Here is a 17,096-nt window from a genome sequence, read left to right as displayed (position 1 = left end):
TTCACTGTTTTTTATTTTTGCTGCAACAAAACATTTCTTCAAATCTTGTCCATAGCTGTTTAAGTGTCTCCATCCATTCACAAGCTCCGTCCATTGCCTCTGGCTGTATCGAGTAGTAGCGATAACGCCCTTCTTTTCGGTGCGTGACAAGACCTGCACTCTCTAATACTTTTAAATGCTTAGAGATGGCAGGCAGCGACATATCAAAAGGTTCCGCTAACTCTTGAACACTCCTCTCCCCATTTGATAGCTGCTCGATGATACTTCTTCTCGTAGGATCAGACAGAACAGAAAATACATCATTTAAATTATCCGCTTTATATTTAACCATTTGGTTAAGTATAAAGCGCGCGTCACATATCTGTCAATTTATACCTGTCCTAGCTATACGTATATTCGACTTTCACAGTGGCAGTAATTCTATTCTCACCCGGCTGTATGGGAGTTTCAGCACTTTGTGCCAGCATAGCCGCTTGAAATGGAACTGGTCTTGGCGGCAGCTGTTGAGATATTTCTTGTACGACAACCGGAACAGGCTGCAGTGTTACACCAAATGATCTTGCCATCGTAATCGCTTTTTGCTGAGCATTTTGTATCGCCAATGTTAACGCCTGGTTATAAAAAGCGTCGGGGTTGGAAACGGTGAACTGTATAGAAGAAACTGAATTAGCACCGCTTGCAACAGCTGTGTCAATCACCTGACCTGTCTTACGAATATCTTTTACTGTTACCTGCAGTTGATGCTCTACACGATACCCTCTAAATATTTGCTGGCCATTTTCATAGTTATATTGAGGGTCGATACGATAACTAGACGTTTGAATGTCACTTTGAGAAATGCCGAGGGACAGCATCCCTTGTATGACAGCAGCTGTTTTATCTGCATTCTCTTTTTGCGCTGCACTTAGATTTTGACCTTCATTAATGACTCCTATTGTAATGATGGCTTGATCAGGTGTTGCTGACACAGTTCCCTCCCCTGTTACAGTCATGCGGTTTGTCTTTGCTTGCCGATACAAATGTTCACTCATGGTATTTTGATATCCAGGGTAATACACGCAAGAATCCCCCTTCACTTTTCTATTCCATAAAAGCTATGCGTACACCTATATAAAAAGAAGAAAAAGCATCTGACACGTTTGCGTCAAATGCTTTCTCTTGTTATTTATCTGTTGGTTTTGGAAGATAGTTTAAGAAGTTTTGGTGAGCAAATCCTCGTACTTCTTCCTCTGAATAATGTTTCAACAGTTCATTTATTAAGTTTTGGGTTTTGGATGCGTCTTCTAAGTCCGTAATAAGTTGCGAGATTCCATCAAAATCCGAGCCTAGACCAATCTGCTTCACACCGCCAAGTCCACAGAAATGGTCGATGTGTTTAATGAGATCAGAGATGCTGGACGAGCACTCGCTTTTAGTAAATGGAGGGTTATAAACAACATGCACCACTCCTCCTTTACCGAACATCTCTTTCGCCATTTCATCCGTTAAGTTCCTCGGATGATCACATAGAGCACGTGAATTAGAATGGCTTGCTAAAGGATATTTGGCAATGTCCATAACGTCCCAGAAGGCACGATCACATAAATGGGAAACATCTGTTAGAATTTGATGCTTGTTATTGAACTTCACAACCTCTTTACCAAACACCGTAAGTCCTGCTCCACGAGGTTCCTGTGCCCCGTCTGCCGCGAGATTCGCGTGATTCCATGTAAGTCCAATCAATAGGACGCCAAGTTGGTGCAATATGCTTAACTTTGTAAGATCATCACCAATTGCGTCCACTCCTTCAAGCGTTAACACCGCCCCGATTTCTCCATCTTTTAAGGTATGAAAATCAGACCAATTTTTCAAATGCTTCATCTCTGGGTTTTTACCGAGGACTTCCTTATAAAAATAATCCACTTGCTGAAGTGCAGACTGAAATTTTTGATCGCTCGGAATAAACGGCTCTATAAAAATAGCGAAAAACTGAACGTTCACTTTTCCCTTTTTTAGTCGCTCTTTATTTGTAGCAAGCTGTGGTGCATCTGCATAACGCAGCTTACCGTCCGTTTCCCATATTTTTAATAATGCATCGCAATGCAAGTCAATGACATTCATGTTGATCCCACCATTTCTTTGTTAAATAATCTCCTTAACCCCAAAAGAATACGTTTAGTTGAAATTTATTTTTGTTATAATGTAAAGTATATCTTAGTTTACATATAAGGAAAGGCTTGATACGGGATGGAGAATAGTTCTTCTAATTTTATTAAAACAATCATCCAAAACGATCTGGAATCCGGAAAACACAAGAAAATCGTTACTCGTTTCCCTCCAGAACCTAATGGATATCTTCATATTGGACATGCAAAATCAATTGTAATCAACTTCGGACTTGCGGATGAGTTTGGCGGAGAAACCAATCTGCGCTTTGATGATACTAACCCATTGAAGGAAGATCAAGAGTACGTTGATGCAATTAAAAAAGACGTTGAGTGGCTAGGATTTGAATGGGAGAACCTACGCTTTGCTTCTGATTATTTTGAAGAAATGTACGCTCGTGCCGTTCTTTTAATTAAAAAAGAAAAAGCATATGTGGATGACCTAACTGCAGACGAAATCCGTGAGTACCGCGGTACATTGACAGAACCAGGTAAAGAAAGTCCTTACCGCAATCGTTCTGTTGAAGAGAACATAGATCTTTTTGATCGTATGCGTAAAGGCGAGTTCGAGAACGGACAAAAAGTACTTCGTGCAAAGATTGACATGAGTTCACCTAATATTAACTTACGCGACCCTGTTATTTATCGTGTCTCTCATGCAACCCACCATAATACAGGTGATGCGTGGTGCATCTATCCAATGTATGCATTCGCACACCCGATCGAGGATGCGATTGAAGGCGTTACTCACTCCCTTTGTACAACTGAGTTTGAAGACCAGCGTCCTCTATACAACTGGGTTGTGGAAGAGTGTGAGATGGAAAGCCAGCCACAGCAAATTGAGTTCGGTCGCCTAGGACTAACGAACACGGTAATGAGCAAACGTAAACTGAAGCAGCTTGTAGACGAAGGCTATGTGGACGGATGGGATGATCCACGCATGCCGACGATCTCTGGTTTACGCCGTAAAGGCTATACGCCTGACTCAATCGTTGAGTTTGTAAAAGCAGCTGGTGTTTCAAAAGGTTCTGGTGTAACCGACACGGCGATGCTTGAGCACTTTATCCGTGAAGATCTAAAAGTGAAAGCACCTCGTACGATGGGTATTGTTGATCCGTTAAAAGTAGTGATCACAAACTATCCTGAAGGACAAGTTGAGATGCTAGATGCAGAGATCAATCCAGAGAATCCAGAAATGGGCTCACGTCAGATTCCGTTTTCTCGTGAAATTTATATCGAGCGTGAAGACTTTATGGAGGACCCTCCGAAAAAGTACTTCCGACTCTTCCCTGGCAACGAAGTTCGCTTAAAGCATGCTTACTTCATTAAATGCGAAGATTTTATAAAAGATGAAAACGGCAATGTGGTTGAACTTCATTGCACGTACGATGTAGAAACGAAGTCAGGCACTGGATTTACAGGCCGTAAAGTAAAAGGAACACTACACTGGGTTGAAGCAACACAAGCCGTACCAGCTGAGTTCCGTATGTACCAGCCGCTCATTTCAGATGCAGATATGGAAAACGAAGAAGATAGCGAAGGCAAAACGTTCTTGGATTATGTGAACAAAGACTCTCTTATCGTAAAACAAGGATTTATTGAAGCCAACATGAAGGACGCGAAACCTCAAGACAAGTTCCAGTTCTTCCGCCACGGCTATTTCAACGTCGATCCAAAGCATACGACTGACGACAAAATTGTGTTTAACGAGATTGTATCACTGAAGAGTTCATTTAAGCTTTAATTAGAATTAAAGAAGGGTTCCCAGCTGTGGAGACCCTTCTTTTTTTGTGTTTGCATATGTTTCTAGGCCCTTAAAATGAATTTATAGGCCTTCAAATAAATTTATAGGCCTTCAAAAATTTTTATAGGCCCTTAAAAATGGTTTATGGGCCTTCAAAACGATTTATAGGCTTTTCGACAAACACGCCGTACAAACTTATTGGATCTTTTATTGTTCTGGCGGTCTCTCACCGTACTGCAACTCACGAATACTCAGCCCGAAATCCATCTCTAAGTGTGGATAATCCTTGAAACCATTCCAATCTCCACCCCACTCGAATCCAAGTTCTTTCGCAATCGCGACAACTTCCATCCAATCGGACTTCCCATTTTTATTATCATCCCGTTCTAGGTCCCAAACAACGGTACCGTCATCCAACTTTAAGGCGAAATCTATGGCTAAACCATAATTATGATAAGATTCTCCACCCTCAACATGAGTAACGATTGTTCCTTCTTCTGTTCGTCCTTGAGCATATAATCGATCCTGCTCTTCCGCAGAACGAAAATCATCTGTAATCACAATGTTAATTCCTTTTGCAGCAGCTCTTTGAATAAGTATATCTCTATTTTCAGCCACAATCGGATGCATTTCTGTCGGCAATGGTGTATTTCTCTTTTTCCATTCCAGTGTTATCAAATAGTAGATAGAAGCAAGTACAGCCATGAAAAGTAGAAACTTCAATATCTTCAAAAAAAAACTCCTTTTTATACAAATCTCTACTTCTAGTTTATCTCAACGAATGGATTGCGGAAAAGAAAATACGCTTCTCGGGTCATACTTTTCATTTACTCTTTGAAGTCTCTCAATATTTCTTCAATAATACGCTTTTTGATAATTTTTTAGATCGCTATATGGAAAGTTTACAAAAGAACCTTTTGTGATTGTCTCTAAATACCTAAATCTTTTCTCTACCCATTTTTTATTTTCTTTGGCAACAAGTGGATCTTCCCATACGGATTGGATACCTAAGATATAATGCGCTTTTCAATAATAAAAAGCGGTATCTGTTTTGCTCATCTTTCGAATCTATCCACCCATTGATTACACAGTAAGTGCTGCATAGACCGAACATTTTGCAGGCTTTCTCACAAGGTTTACGATCGTCTCTATTTCTTCTCGGTCATACTCTTTATAATTTCCCCCGTTAATCCTTTAAAGTTATCAAACTTCAACACCCTCTTAAGTAACTGACATACACTGCAGTTTATGAGAAGGAAGCTTGAACACATGCCAAACAATACAAAAAACCAGGTTTCCCTGGTTTTTTGACATTCATTTTTTATTGTTGTGAACCAATCGCTTGAGCCAAACTCGATTTAATTGAAACTTTTTCAAAGGATAGACCTAGCTGAACTGCAGTTAAAGCAATTTCTGGTCGAATTCCAGATAACGTACACTTCACTCCAATTAGGCCTAGTGTTTCGATAAGTGAGAAGATTTGCTGAGCCACCATCGTATCAATAATCAAGACACCAGAAAGATCGATGAACAGATGCGTAATTTCTTTTTCCGTGCACTGTTCTAGTGTATTTTCCACGATCAGCTTTGCTCTTTGCGTATCAATGATCCCAATTAACGGCAACAGCCCCATATGATTATTAAGTGCAATAACTGGTGAACTTAATTCGTTAATCATTTCTTGCTGTGCAATTAATTTTTCCTGACTGTATTTTTGGTTTTCCTCAACAAACCACGTGACGATTTTATTAAAAGTTTCTATGATGATGTTGTTCCAAGCATCAATAGTGGTTTGAGAGTATTCTCCTTTATGAAGGCTAACGAATTCTTTTATTAGACGAAGGTATTGTTTTTGGACATTGAAAAATTCTTTCATGATAACTGTAACGGGTGTGTTCAAGTGCTCATCGTCTTGAGCAATCATAAGCACCCATTTTTCAAAATCTTTTAGGAATTTATTTTCTTCTGTGACAAATACCTCACAAAAATGTACATGAAATTCATGATTTTGCTCTTTAAGCGTTTTAATTGTTTCGGGATTAGTGGAAGCATATACCCCTGTGGCCTGTGATTTATCAATTGATCGGTACCAATCTTCCGTCAGCTGCCATGTTTTTTCAATTAAAAAAGAATGCAGCGCCTTATCTCTATGCATTTCTTTCCCACTCTCCCCATCTATCCTTTTTTATCGCAATTAGTCTTCGTCTTTTGCATCCCAATCTTCAGGAATGGGTTCACTCAAGTATTCCTCAACCATCTTCTTATATTTTTCAAGCTGCTCAAAATGTGTATTGAACTGCTCTTTATTAATAAGATGCTGATTCCCGTCAAAAATAGCACGAATCTTATTCTGTTGAATAAGGCTCTCTACGACCGCCTCTGGCATTGACAAGTATTCAGCCGTTTCTTTTATCGTAAGGTACATCATTCATACATCCTGTCTAACTTTTGTTTAATATAAGCTTACAGCAAGAACGGTATGGATTCAATATACCCTAAAAATTGAACTCTCAAATCTAATCTGCCAATCTTTGTTTTAGAATCAATTGTTTACTCATCAACAATACAAAAAGAAATAAAATCACATCAACAAATCCGTAAACCAATGTGTAGCTTCCGAAATGAAACAGAAAACTTCCTAATAGCGGCCCTATACTCATACCCATGTATCTGAAAAAGTTATAAGCCCCAATCGCTGTAGCTCGATTGGATTGGAAATCCTGTGTGAGCATTGCTGTTTGGACAGGCAATGACATACCTAAGAAAAGGCCAAATAAACAGATGGATATGATTAATAAGAAAAGAGAAACACTAGATACTAATATAAAGAGGAATAAGGAAATTACATTGAGAAGAGCAGAATACACAATGACTTTTCGCTCATTAAATCTTCTCATTTTTCCTCCAATAAAACTCCCCGCAACAATTCCAAGTGAAAGCGGAAGAAAAACAAGCCCCTTTTGTTCTACCGATAATACATAGCGCTCACTCATAATGCCTGGTAAAAACACTATAAAGTTATAAAGAGCGTAATATTGAATAAATCCAAGACCGATTACTGAGTATCCAATTCGGTTTTGCAAAATTTTCAGGAAATCTGTAAATCTAAAATTTTGTTTTTTCACTGCGGCTGGTTTTGTTTCTTTCAAAATGATGAAGTTTCCAGCAAGTATGATAAATCCACTACAAAACAAAGCAATAAAAATCATATGAAAATCAAAGAACCGCTAAGAAGGCCACCAGCAACTGGGCCCACCACAGGACCGAGTGATACCATCATTTGAAACGTACCCATAGGCTCGATTCGGTCTTTCCCTTCAAATAAATCCCCAATAACAGTTACAGCGACTACCGATCCCGCTGCAATTCCCACCGCTTGGAGGGATCGAAACACCAAAAGAAATTCAATCGCTTCTGAAAAATAACATCCGATTGTAGCCGCTAAATAAATGATAAGACCAGTAATCATCACTTTTCTGCGGCCGATTGAGTCTGTAAGAGGCCCATACACCATCTGCATAAGAGCCAAAAAAACCGTATAGATTGAAATAGAGAAATTAACTAAAAAAGGTGTAGTCTGAAGTTCTTTCGTTACCTCAGGAATGATCGGTACATAAATGGTTTGAGAAAAAGGTCCAAGAAACGCACCAAAGGCAACGAGATAAACTAACAATTTGCGGTGCTTCACAAGTAAAACTCCTAACTATATAAAATAAAAAAGTCTGCTGAAAAATAATTCAGACAGACTCTATATACATCAACTTTTAAATTATACACCTTATTAATCTTTTCTATAAAAGATTTAGCTTACAGCGGTTGTATTCCCCTGTTCTATCTTTTCAAGATTATTACGGTACTTTTCATGGTAAACCGCTGGTCTTATCGCTCTAACCAGGATAGCAACTAAACTTATTAGAGGAGAGAAAAAGACAAACCGAATGATATCAACCACTATACTAGTGATAAATGGTTCAGATAACCTTTGAATAATTAAATCTACTAAAAACAAGGCTATCATCCACTGGAGAATAAAAATTCCTGCAAATTTTAAAAAACTCAATAATTTTATTTTTGGTACTCCGTATAAGTAAAGTGTTAAGAAAATAGAAAATGAACTGAAAAATACGAATTGCGCTGGTAACGTTAAGGATTCATCACTACTATATTCTTTGTAAAAAAGACTCAGAAAAACAACCATGACTAAAAATTGCACCGTGAAAATCATCTTATTCCCTAGTTTCTTTTTTACGAACACATCAGCTTCTATCATTTTTCGAGTCATTGGCAGCGTGTACTCATTTGGTTTGTCTGTTGTTACTATCATTAATCCTAAATCTTTTAATGAATCCCCCAAAATATAAGGCCTGCGCTCAACCTCATCTCGAACAACTTGTAAGAAGTCAACGGCTGGTACCTTTGACAATTCATAATCTGTAATTTCTAATGGAACATTGTTTTTCTTTAACTTTAGAAACCATGGATAAAGTTCCGCTTCGTCAAAATGGGAGAATTGGAATACATCAAGTGCTCCCTCATTATTTCGATAAACAATGTTTAGCATAATATATTTATAATAGCGTGTTTTTCCCGTGGAGTTTGCTCTGTAAACGCTGACGGATAAAGGAGAGATCAGACATTGTACAGCCTGTGAGAATAAAAACTCAGAACCCGATGTTTCATTTGTTTTTAAATTAGTTTGGGTGGTTTTATAACCCTTTTCGGATAGTTCCCAGTCCGTTACTTTGGAAAATCCAAAGAATAAAATGTAAAAAAGATATATCACTAACGGTGTGACTAGCAAAATCGAAAAAGCAGTTAGGACAGTCAGCCCTATGTCTTTACCATCTGAATCAATAAACGATTTTATTAAATAGTACAAAACACTTAATAGAAAAAGATTAAATAAAATAATAAACACACATGAATACCACTTTGGCCTATTCGTATACTTCCCATTTTTCCCGTACATAGCAACCTCTCCAACACTAACTTATTCAATCTCAATCACTAGTTTATCTGACTTTGCTCGTGAAACACAGGCCAAAATACAATTCTGGGCATTTTGTTGATCCTCGCTAAGAAAGAAATCAAAATGATTGATCTCCCCTTCTGCGACCGGCAGCTCACACGTTCCGCATCGTCCTACTCTGCATGAGTATGGAACATTTAAGCCATGCTGCAATAGAGCATCTAATAAAGTTTGTTTTTTATCTACGCGTATTTCTTTTCCATTTTTGAGTGAAACATGAAAAGATGTTACATGTTTCTGCTGAGGTGGTGAAAATCGTTCTTGGTGTACCGACTTTTTAGGATAGCCTAAATCTCTGGCCGCTTTTATAAATTGTTCTATAAAAGATTCAGGGCCACAAAAATAAACATGAGTGCCGATTGGATGATTTTCTAAAGATGAAGTAGACATACGGTGGTTTTCTTCTGAGAAATAAAAATGACATTGCCCCGAATAATGCTTCGTTAAAAACTCATAAAACGGACAATTTTGTTTTGATTTAGAAGCATAATGAAGTTCGAAAGAGAATCGCTTAGTCATAAGTTCATGTATCATTGATAGAAATGGAGTAATTCCGATTCCAGCCGCATAAAAAACATGATGCCTTGCTTTAAAGCTTAATGGAAAATGATTTTTGGGATAACTGATTCGCAGACTGTCTCCAACTTTCATTGCTTTATGCCAGAAGCGTGATCCCCCTTTAGAATCCTCACTCAAACGAACGGCTATCTCATATTGTGAAGTTTCGTCGGGATGACTAGTTAGCGAATATTGCCGAACTACTAATCCATTTGCTGTTTCAAGGTAAGTAGAGATATGCGAACCACCACTAAATCGTGGAAGTTTATTTCCCTTTGCCGGAGCTAGGATAAACTTCTTAACATGCTCCGTCTCTTGCACAATAGAGGTGATTTGAACTGATAATGTAGCCTCTTTATACAATTAAGCCCACCTCCTATAGTTTTGCAACATAGCCTAGGAATGCATCGTGCATGGCAGAATAATGGTCTGAAACTTCAAGTTCTAAACCACAGCGATGACAATACAGCCTTTTTAGCTCCTTATTGGACGTATTGATTTCATGACAACGGCAGCAAAACACAGGAATTTCTCTCTCCCCATATCCAATGTACTGCACGTCTTCCTCTGAATATCCGATATCCTCTATAGGTTTTCGAAATTGCTGAAGCTCTGAAGATGGTAATGCCACGTAGAGAAAGGTGCCCATCTTTTGAGATTTCAAGAAATCTTCCAACAAGGACATTTTAAGGTCTGACAGAATAAACCGTTCATGAGTCAGCCCTTCTTCATTTACCTTTTCCATCACGCTGCTTAACAGTTTTAAACCTTGATCATCTCCACAAAAAATATACTTTCTTTTTCCATTGATAAAAACAGCTTCATTTTTCATGTGGCTCTCACTCGTTCCAGCTGTTTCTCCAAGTAATCCAACACCGCATCTTTATAAAGGGAAATACCTTTGTAATCAGCAATGTGTGAAGGAAGTTCAGAAAGAATTTCATAAAACTGCTGCAGCCACTCCGAATTTGCAGCCAGCTGTTCTAAAGGCAGTAAATGCGTGTGAATGGTAAAAAGTATGCTGTTAGTTCGCGGCAATCTGAATAACTTCTGAACTTCTACTCGAATATGAACAAGCTTTCCTGCATTTTCTTTTGTAACTTGTTTACGAAGCTGACCCCATTGATCAAAGGTTTCCAGTGAAGTATCCATCCTGTCACCTGCCATCAGTGACCAATTTAGTCTTTCCCATGGGTTTCCTGCATCTAATCTCATTAGAAACTGTAAAATACGATCGTCCAATCCTTCTTCTTTGAAGCCTGGAATGGGATGGTGGATGCTTTTGAACTTCATACCTAAGTTAAAGGCAAGCGACCAGTTCGCAGGAAAACAAAGCTGCCCTGCATCTAGATACAAGTCACCGTCACGCTGCATCATTAGAATTAAATCCTCTTGCACATGATGGCTTATAAAAGCTAACGGCTCACACGGCAGTGACTTATCATCACCAAAGACGAATTCTACTTTTTCGTCCAAAATGTTATTGGTAAAAATCCAGGTGGAATTTCTTTTCTTTACTAAAAATTGATTCGGATAATGTGCTGCGAGATGGTCAATAACAAGTTCAACGATTTCCCACTGACCTGTCATAGTATGCGGAAGTGATTGATAGCAGCGTTCAGGATGATGCGTTAAAAGATTCCTCTTTAGAAGCATTTCTTTTTTATAATCTGAAGTGATCTCCACACTAATGGGTGTATGCATCGGGATGGAGTTGTTGGAATAACGGTAGGTTGGGCCCTTAAACGGGTACGGAAATTGTTCGAGATTAGCAGTCCATTTCATACCTTCACCCTTTACAGAATATTCTTATAATTTATTGTAAAGAAATTTGGTTCACATGAAAAGGCAAAAAAGAGAACTGACTTTTTCAAGTTAGCTCTCCTTCTTCTTTTCTGGATAATCACACAGTTCAATAATTTGCCCCTGCGAATGCGCGGGATTCATATATATTAATCGTCTGCCATAAGGATTGGTACGAAAAGTATCTTTTAAAAAGGTATAGCCCCTGCTCTCAAACTCTTCAATCGTTTGGATCAAATCATCCACCTCATAAGCGAGATGATGAACTCCTTTTCCCTTTTGGCGTATAAAACGCTCAATCGGTGAAGTTTTACTTGTTGGCTCAAGCAGTTCGATGACTTGATTCTCAAGTTCAATCACGGCGATATGCGTCTCAACACCAGGCTTTTCACTCGTATATCGTTCCGTCAGCTTACCGCCTAAAACGTTTGTATAAAATTCTATCGCTTCATCTATTCTTCTTACCGCAATTCCTGTATGATCCAGTCTCATTACAATCACCTCTTCTTGAACTACTGACTTGAATTATAGAGCGTTAAGAGAGTTAACGCAAAAAAGGAAGATTTTAAAAAGCACCACATAAAGATCGTTAAACCTGGAAAACGTATAAAAAAATCAGCCCTATAATGAAGGACTGATTTTCACTTCTTATTTTTTTACCAAAAGGTACATAAAGTACGGTGCACCAATGATGGTTACGATGATTCCAGCAGGGATGCCGCTTGGATCTAAGATGACTCTTCCTATCGTGTCCGCAGCAAGCAGAAGAATAGCTCCTATTAACGCTGCAACAGGAAGGAACGCTTGATGACGCGGACCAACGAGTGATCTGGCGATATGAGGAGACATGAGTCCTACAAAAGCAATTCCGCCACTAACCGCTACTGATGCTGAAGCAAGCGCTACCGCAACCATGATCAGAAGAATTCTTTCTCTTCCTACATTCACGCCCACACCAACTGAAACATTCTCATGCAGGTTCAATGTGTTCAGCACATTGGACTTAAACATCGTATATGGAACGAGCAAAAGAATCCATGGCAGCAACGACAGAACAAATATCCAATCATCACCCCATATTCTACCCGCCATCCAGTTCGCCATGAATGAGTAGTCTTCCATATCTAATCGTGTTGATAACGTTAATGTTGCCCCATATAGCGCTGCAGCCAATCCAACACCGACTAAAACTAGCCTCGTTGGTTCAACACCTTCGCCTTTTATATAAGACATCACATAAATGACAGCAGCTGTTGCCAATCCGCCTGCTAAAGCAAATAGCGGCAACACGTATAGAAAACTCGATGATTCTACCGTAAAAAACATGATGTACACCACAACCATCAGACCAGCACCAGCATTAATTCCTAAAATACCAGGATCTGAAAGCGGGTTCTTCGTAATACTTTGCAGGATGGCACCAGACACTGCGAGCCCCATCCCCGCAAGGATTGCAACAAATATGCGTGGTAACCTAAACTCAAAAAGAATTAGATTCTCTCTCGGTGTTCCTTGTCCAATAATCGTTCGGAATAGTTCTGAAGGGGTTAATGAAGCAAAACCAGTTGCCACACTTACAACAAAAATGGCTATCAACAAAGAAATCGCTGCAAACGTTGGTACCCTTACTCTCTTAATCTGACGCGCATTCATCATGACAGTTTTCTCCCTCCCTTTCTTGCAAGGTAAAGAAAGAAAGGAACACCGATCATGGCAACTACTGCACCAACTGGTGTTTCATATGGAGCGTTTACCGTTCTAGCAAATGTATCCGCTAAAACCATCAGCACACTTCCAAAGATCGCAGAACAAGGAATGATCCAGCGATAATCGGTTCCCACTAAAAATCGCACAATATGAGGAACCATCAGACCGACAAAGGCGATGGAACCAACAAGGGAAACTGCCGCGCCGGCTAGAATTAATACGACAGTCATCAGAATACATTTTGTTAATAAAGTCCGCTGACCTAAACCTTTCGCCACTTCTTCACCAAAGCTCAGAATCGTTAGCTGCCTTGAGAACATAACAGCAACCGCAATCCCAACAATGACTACAGGTACAATGATTTTTAACTGTTCCCAGTTGGTTCCGGATACCCCGCCTGCTGTCCAAAAAGCAAGGTCTTGAGAAAGCTTAAAGTATAAAGCAATTCCTTCTCCCAACGAAGAAAGCAGTGCAGAAACGGCGGCACCTGCAAGCGTAATTCGAATCGGCGTTAATCCACCTCGGCTCATCGAACCTAATCCAAATACCATCGCTGCACCAATTCCTGCACCTATAAAGGAGATTACCATTACCGTAAGATAGTTTGCTCCTGTGTTAAAAGCAAATACACATGCAAGTGCTAAACTAGCACCCGCGTTCAAACCCAGCAAACCAGGATCTGCTAACGGATTTCGGGTCATCCCTTGCATAATTGCCCCACTTACTGCAAACCCAGCACCAACAATTGCTGCACCAAGCTCCCTTGGTAATCGAAGACTTACAATGATACGGTCAGCTTCCCTCGTAGGATCATAGTTTAGGATAGAATTCCAAACCGTAAGAAAGTTGATCTTAGCTGCGCCAACTGATATCGCAAGTCCAATACTTAACAAGAGTAGAGCGAAACCCATCAAAAGAATCGCTGAACCCACTGCAGGTCTCGAATACACTTTATTATCTTTTATGAGCTTGATTTTTGTTTTGAACATGGCGTTTTCCCTTTTTATAAAAGCTTTTTATTTCTTTTTCGTTAACTCTTCAACAATAATGTCTAATTCTTTTTCTAGAGAAATTGGATCATTAAAATAGAATGATTCTGAATCAAACTTAATTGCGTTACCGTTCTTAACTGCCGGAAGCTCTTTCCACACATCTGACTCCATGAATGAATTGTCTGGATTACCAGCACCTGATCCAACAAAAATATAGTCTCCAGCGTAAGTAGGAATTACTTCTGTAGAGATAGCTTTCCATCCTGGACCGAAAACATCTTCTTCTAATTTTTTAGGAGCTTTAAGTTCAAGAGCTTGATAGATAACTTCTGTTCCACGACCCCAGTTCTTACCGTAAACATACATATCTTTACCGTATGCTTCCATAACCATGAACGTCTTGTCTTCACCGATTGCTGACTTTACTTTTTCGCGAGCGTCAGCTGCTTTCTTCTTCCACTCTTCAACCCAAGTCTTTGCTTCTTTTTCTTTATTAACCATTTTACCGATTTCAACATGCTGTTCCATGTAATCGTACTTGTCATATGTCATTGTTACGGTTGGAGCAATTTCTTCGTATTTCTTGATGTTTTTATCATCAGAATACGTGATGATCAAGTCAGGATCTAATTCTAATAATTTCTCATAAGAATCAGCTGTAACCACTTCAGCTTTGTCTAGTTTGTTACCGAAGAATTTATTTTGTTTTGGATATTCATTAACAGCAACCGGAGTAATGCCTAAATCTAGCAAATTACCAGCATATGTAGCAGCCATCATTGCAACACGTTTTGGCTCAGCGGGTACTTCTATTTCTTTACCTTTCTCGTCTTTATAGATTCTTGTTTCATTCTTTGAAGAATCCTTCTCCCCTGAACTTGCGCCTTCTTCTGATTTATTACCGCATGCTGCTAGTACAAAAACCAAAAGTAATGTCATAAAGCTAACGAGTAATTGTTTTGTTGTTCTTTTCATTTTGTTATCCCCCTATATTTGTTAAATAAAAATCATTCTCAATTAACTGTAAAAAAGAAAGGCGAATACTTACGCCAAGTTTTCAACCAATTTAACATTCTTGATGAGATCATACGTTAAACATACAGGCTTTCTCGTTCTCGGATCTAAGCCAATTTCAGCATCAATGTTAAAGACATTTCGCAGGACCGTACGGGTCATTACCTCTTCAGCCGTACCTTCTTTTAAGATGGATCCGTCTTTCATTGCGACCATATGGTGAGCAAAACGAGCTGCATGGTTCAAATCATGAATAACCATTACGATGGTTCTATTCTCATCTCGATTCAACTGGTGCAACAACTCAAGAACTTCTAGCTGATGAGATAGATCCAAATATGTAGTCGGTTCATCAAGTAAGATAATATCCGTTTCTTGAGCTAATGCCATCGCAATCCATACACGTTGGCGTTGACCTCCTGAAAGAGCATCTACTGCGCGCTCTTTGAATTCTAAAACTCCTGTAACTTCTAAAGCCCAGTCAATGACTTCAAAATCACGTTTGGTAAGCTTGCCGAAACCTTTTTGATAAGGAAACCTTCCGTAAGAAACCAGTTCTCCAACCGTAAGCCCTTCTGGAGAATCAGGTGACTGTGGCAGTATGGCCATCTTTTGCGCGATTTTTTTCGTAGATTCTTTGCTAACGGCTTTACCATCCAGATAAACAACACCTGATTTGGGGTTAAGTATACGCGACAACGTTTTCAAAACCGTCGATTTTCCACAGCCATTCGGTCCGATAATCGTTGTGATCTTCCCGTCTGGAATGGAAATGTTAAGATCTTTTACTATGTCTCGTTCACCATATGATATTTGTAAATGTTCAGCATATAGTCTAGACACCTTATTCGCCCTCCTTTAAACAGTTGTTTAAAAATAGCTGTTTTCATAAACTTTGATGCTTTTGGGAGTTGTTGCTTTCCGTTTCAGGCGTTCGCTTTCCGCGGGGCAGGCGGTGAGCCACATTTGTACGTTTCACTTTTAAGTGTCTCACCTGCCCACCTGTCCCGCAGGAGTCTCGCACCTTACACTCCAATCAACAATCAGAGAAGACAACATTTGAAAGCAACAATCTTTTAGAAAAGAGCCTTATAAAATTTATTTTAAGCCATAACTCAATTGAAAATGATTATCAATATCGTTTATCATTTTATTGGATATTTCTAAAGGTGTCAACGGAATATTTAAACTTGTCACAAAAAAATCAGCCTTTTGCTAAGGCTGATCTTAATTAATATTTAAAACATCCCCAACGCCTTTTTAGTCGCTGGTCCTACAATTCCATCTACTGTTAGCTTCTTAGCTTTCTGAAACTGACGCACAGCCGCATCTGTATTTGCTCCAAATACGCCGTCAATTCCTTTTGTATTGTATCCTAAGCTAGTAAGTCTGCGTTGAAGCTCCATAACTTCTGCGCCACGGCTACCCTTTTTCAAATTTACCACTGAAACAACAGGTACAGTTGAACCGTTCGTAATTTTGTATCCATTTGCTGCAGCCAGCGCAGGAAATGTTTTGCCTGAAGTCGTAATGACGACTGGTGTATTTACTGAGATTCTTGCATACAGCCATTGCACCTCGTTGTTGTACATGCGAATGCAGCCTGCGCTTACATATTTACCTATCGAATTCGCGTTATTGTTCCCATGGATCGCATATGTTGTTCCCCAAGTTCCTCTCGCGTTTAATCCGAGCCATCTATTGCCTAACGGATTTCGAGGATCTCCTCCTGGGATGTTACCTGTATAATAAGGCCGGTTTGTGATTTTGTTTACGATTTTGAACTTTCCTTCTGGTGTATAAGATGGCAGTTTACCTGTTGCTACTTTAAATACTTTTGATAATTTATTATTTTCGAAATACGCTAGCTGGTTTGTCGATTTGTTTATGATAATTAAAGATGACGCTGCTGCTTTTGCTGGTTGCACTAGTAAGAACATAAAACAAAACATGAGTAAACCAATCCATATCTTTTTCGTTTTCATTCTTTCTCTCCTGTTCTTTAGTGAAATAACAAATCCTCATATTCTATGCAAGGGAACAGGAGTTGCATTACAACTTTGATAAAAAATTTAATCAAAAATTCATGGATCTTTAGCTTGTAT

Annotated in this window: 21 protein-coding genes; 1 reads left to right on the top strand and 20 read right to left on the bottom strand. The window is 39.1% G+C overall.

Going from position 1 to position 17,096, the window contains the following annotated elements:
* Position 1: 1 nt before the first annotated feature.
* The 3 genes from P8610_RS10525 to P8610_RS10515 all read right to left on the bottom strand — a co-directional run bounded on the left by P8610_RS10525 (position 2) and on the right by P8610_RS10515 (position 2,100).
* Positions 2-331 (bottom strand): ArsR/SmtB family transcription factor, encoded by a 330-nt coding sequence (locus P8610_RS10525; RefSeq protein ID WP_394604348.1) that lies wholly within the window; start codon positions 329-331, stop codon positions 2-4.
* 49 nt (positions 332-380) lie between these two features.
* Positions 381-1,058 carry an SIMPL domain-containing protein gene (locus tag P8610_RS10520; protein ID WP_394604347.1) on the bottom strand — a complete coding sequence of 226 codons (678 nt, stop codon included), beginning with the start codon at positions 1,056-1,058 and terminating at the stop codon, positions 381-383.
* A 103-nt stretch (positions 1,059-1,161) separates the two neighbouring features.
* On the bottom strand, positions 1,162-2,100 hold the full coding sequence (locus P8610_RS10515; RefSeq protein ID WP_394604346.1) for a dipeptidase: 939 nt from the start codon (positions 2,098-2,100) through the stop codon (positions 1,162-1,164).
* Positions 2,101-2,226: 126 nt separating this feature from the next.
* Between P8610_RS10515 and P8610_RS10510 the strand changes: the two genes are divergently transcribed.
* Positions 2,227-3,888, top strand: coding sequence for a glutamine--tRNA ligase/YqeY domain fusion protein (locus P8610_RS10510; protein ID WP_394604345.1), 1,662 nt, complete (start codon positions 2,227-2,229; stop codon positions 3,886-3,888).
* Between the two features lie 207 nt (positions 3,889-4,095).
* Here the strand turns inward: P8610_RS10510 and P8610_RS10505 are convergent, their stop codons facing one another.
* The 17 genes from P8610_RS10505 to P8610_RS10425 form a co-directional block, all read right to left on the bottom strand.
* Complete coding sequence (locus P8610_RS10505) at positions 4,096-4,593, bottom strand: M15 family metallopeptidase (RefSeq protein ID WP_394604467.1); 498 nt, start codon at positions 4,591-4,593, stop codon at positions 4,096-4,098.
* 69 nt (positions 4,594-4,662) lie between these two features.
* On the bottom strand, positions 4,663-4,737 hold the full coding sequence (locus tag P8610_RS10500; RefSeq protein WP_394604466.1) for a BBE domain-containing protein: 75 nt from the start codon (positions 4,735-4,737) through the stop codon (positions 4,663-4,665).
* A 472-nt stretch (positions 4,738-5,209) separates the two neighbouring features.
* Positions 5,210-6,043: an STAS domain-containing protein gene (locus tag P8610_RS10495; protein ID WP_394604344.1), complete on the bottom strand. Its 834-nt coding sequence runs from the start codon at positions 6,041-6,043 to the stop codon at positions 5,210-5,212.
* A 39-nt stretch (positions 6,044-6,082) separates the two neighbouring features.
* On the bottom strand, positions 6,083-6,313 hold the full coding sequence (locus P8610_RS10490) for an excisionase family DNA-binding protein (protein ID WP_289497241.1): 231 nt from the start codon (positions 6,311-6,313) through the stop codon (positions 6,083-6,085).
* Positions 6,314-6,404: 91 nt separating this feature from the next.
* Entirely contained in the window at positions 6,405-7,037 is a 633-nt protein-coding gene (locus P8610_RS10485) for an MFS transporter (RefSeq protein WP_394604343.1), read from the bottom strand.
* A 56-nt stretch (positions 7,038-7,093) separates the two neighbouring features.
* The gene (locus tag P8610_RS10480; RefSeq protein ID WP_394604342.1) at positions 7,094-7,576 is read right to left on the bottom strand and encodes an MFS transporter; all 483 of its coding nucleotides are present in this window, start codon (positions 7,574-7,576) and stop codon (positions 7,094-7,096) included.
* A gap of 114 nt (positions 7,577-7,690) precedes the next feature.
* Positions 7,691-8,857 (bottom strand): hypothetical protein, encoded by a 1,167-nt coding sequence (locus P8610_RS10475; protein ID WP_394604341.1) that lies wholly within the window; start codon positions 8,855-8,857, stop codon positions 7,691-7,693.
* 21 nt (positions 8,858-8,878) lie between these two features.
* Positions 8,879-9,838 (bottom strand): PDR/VanB family oxidoreductase, encoded by a 960-nt coding sequence (locus P8610_RS10470; protein ID WP_394604340.1) that lies wholly within the window; start codon positions 9,836-9,838, stop codon positions 8,879-8,881.
* A gap of 13 nt (positions 9,839-9,851) precedes the next feature.
* Positions 9,852-10,307, bottom strand: coding sequence for a dimethylamine monooxygenase subunit DmmA family protein (locus tag P8610_RS10465; RefSeq protein ID WP_394604339.1), 456 nt, complete (start codon positions 10,305-10,307; stop codon positions 9,852-9,854).
* A complete protein-coding gene (locus P8610_RS10460; protein ID WP_394604338.1) occupies positions 10,304-11,260 on the bottom strand; it encodes a heme-dependent oxidative N-demethylase family protein in 957 nt (318 codons plus the stop codon). Before P8610_RS10460 ends, P8610_RS10465 begins: the two co-directional genes overlap by 4 nt.
* Before the next feature lie 90 nt (positions 11,261-11,350).
* Positions 11,351-11,770, bottom strand: a complete 420-nt coding sequence (locus P8610_RS10455; RefSeq protein ID WP_394604337.1) for a VOC family protein — start codon at positions 11,768-11,770, stop codon at positions 11,351-11,353.
* 156 nt (positions 11,771-11,926) lie between these two features.
* Positions 11,927-12,934, bottom strand: coding sequence for a FecCD family ABC transporter permease (locus P8610_RS10450; protein ID WP_394604336.1), 1,008 nt, complete (start codon positions 12,932-12,934; stop codon positions 11,927-11,929).
* Positions 12,931-13,974 carry a FecCD family ABC transporter permease gene (locus tag P8610_RS10445; RefSeq protein ID WP_394604335.1) on the bottom strand — a complete coding sequence of 348 codons (1,044 nt, stop codon included), beginning with the start codon at positions 13,972-13,974 and terminating at the stop codon, positions 12,931-12,933. Before P8610_RS10445 ends, P8610_RS10450 begins: the two co-directional genes overlap by 4 nt.
* Before the next feature lie 27 nt (positions 13,975-14,001).
* Complete coding sequence (locus P8610_RS10440; protein ID WP_394604334.1) at positions 14,002-14,952, bottom strand: iron-hydroxamate ABC transporter substrate-binding protein; 951 nt, start codon at positions 14,950-14,952, stop codon at positions 14,002-14,004.
* 69 nt (positions 14,953-15,021) lie between these two features.
* The gene (locus P8610_RS10435; RefSeq protein ID WP_394604333.1) at positions 15,022-15,834 is read right to left on the bottom strand and encodes an ABC transporter ATP-binding protein; all 813 of its coding nucleotides are present in this window, start codon (positions 15,832-15,834) and stop codon (positions 15,022-15,024) included.
* A gap of 43 nt (positions 15,835-15,877) precedes the next feature.
* Positions 15,878-16,015 carry a hypothetical protein gene (locus P8610_RS10430; protein ID WP_394604332.1) on the bottom strand — a complete coding sequence of 46 codons (138 nt, stop codon included), beginning with the start codon at positions 16,013-16,015 and terminating at the stop codon, positions 15,878-15,880.
* A gap of 214 nt (positions 16,016-16,229) precedes the next feature.
* Positions 16,230-16,976, bottom strand: coding sequence for a L,D-transpeptidase family protein (locus P8610_RS10425; protein ID WP_394604331.1), 747 nt, complete (start codon positions 16,974-16,976; stop codon positions 16,230-16,232).
* Positions 16,977-17,096 lie beyond the last annotated feature (120 nt).

This window comes from Fictibacillus sp. UD (assembly GCF_043558025.1).
Taxonomy (GTDB): Bacteria; Bacillota; Bacilli; order Bacillales; family Fictibacillaceae; genus Fictibacillus.
This window is presented reverse-complemented; position numbering and strand designations above follow the sequence as displayed.

Coding starts and splice junctions, on each gene's coding strand:
- P8610_RS10525 (WP_394604348.1), bottom strand. CDS start 331: ATGGTTAAATATAAAGCGGATAATTTAAATGATGTATTTTCTGTTCTG.
- P8610_RS10510 (WP_394604345.1), top strand. CDS start 2,227: ATGGAGAATAGTTCTTCTAATTTTATTAAAACAATCATCCAAAACGAT.
- P8610_RS10515 (WP_394604346.1), bottom strand. CDS start 2,100: ATGAATGTCATTGACTTGCATTGCGATGCATTATTAAAAATATGGGAA.
- P8610_RS10490 (WP_289497241.1), bottom strand. CDS start 6,313: ATGTACCTTACGATAAAAGAAACGGCTGAATACTTGTCAATGCCAGAG.
- P8610_RS10440 (WP_394604334.1), bottom strand. CDS start 14,952: ATGAAAAGAACAACAAAACAATTACTCGTTAGCTTTATGACATTACTT.
- P8610_RS10465 (WP_394604339.1), bottom strand. CDS start 10,307: ATGAAAAATGAAGCTGTTTTTATCAATGGAAAAAGAAAGTATATTTTT.
- P8610_RS10425 (WP_394604331.1), bottom strand. CDS start 16,976: ATGAAAACGAAAAAGATATGGATTGGTTTACTCATGTTTTGTTTTATG.
- P8610_RS10505 (WP_394604467.1), bottom strand. CDS start 4,593: ATGGCTGTACTTGCTTCTATCTACTATTTGATAACACTGGAATGGAAA.
- P8610_RS10495 (WP_394604344.1), bottom strand. CDS start 6,043: ATGCATAGAGATAAGGCGCTGCATTCTTTTTTAATTGAAAAAACATGG.
- P8610_RS10475 (WP_394604341.1), bottom strand. CDS start 8,857: ATGTACGGGAAAAATGGGAAGTATACGAATAGGCCAAAGTGGTATTCA.
- P8610_RS10460 (WP_394604338.1), bottom strand. CDS start 11,260: ATGAAATGGACTGCTAATCTCGAACAATTTCCGTACCCGTTTAAGGGC.
- P8610_RS10450 (WP_394604336.1), bottom strand. CDS start 12,934: ATGATGAATGCGCGTCAGATTAAGAGAGTAAGGGTACCAACGTTTGCA.
- P8610_RS10445 (WP_394604335.1), bottom strand. CDS start 13,974: ATGTTCAAAACAAAAATCAAGCTCATAAAAGATAATAAAGTGTATTCG.
- P8610_RS10455 (WP_394604337.1), bottom strand. CDS start 11,770: ATGAGACTGGATCATACAGGAATTGCGGTAAGAAGAATAGATGAAGCG.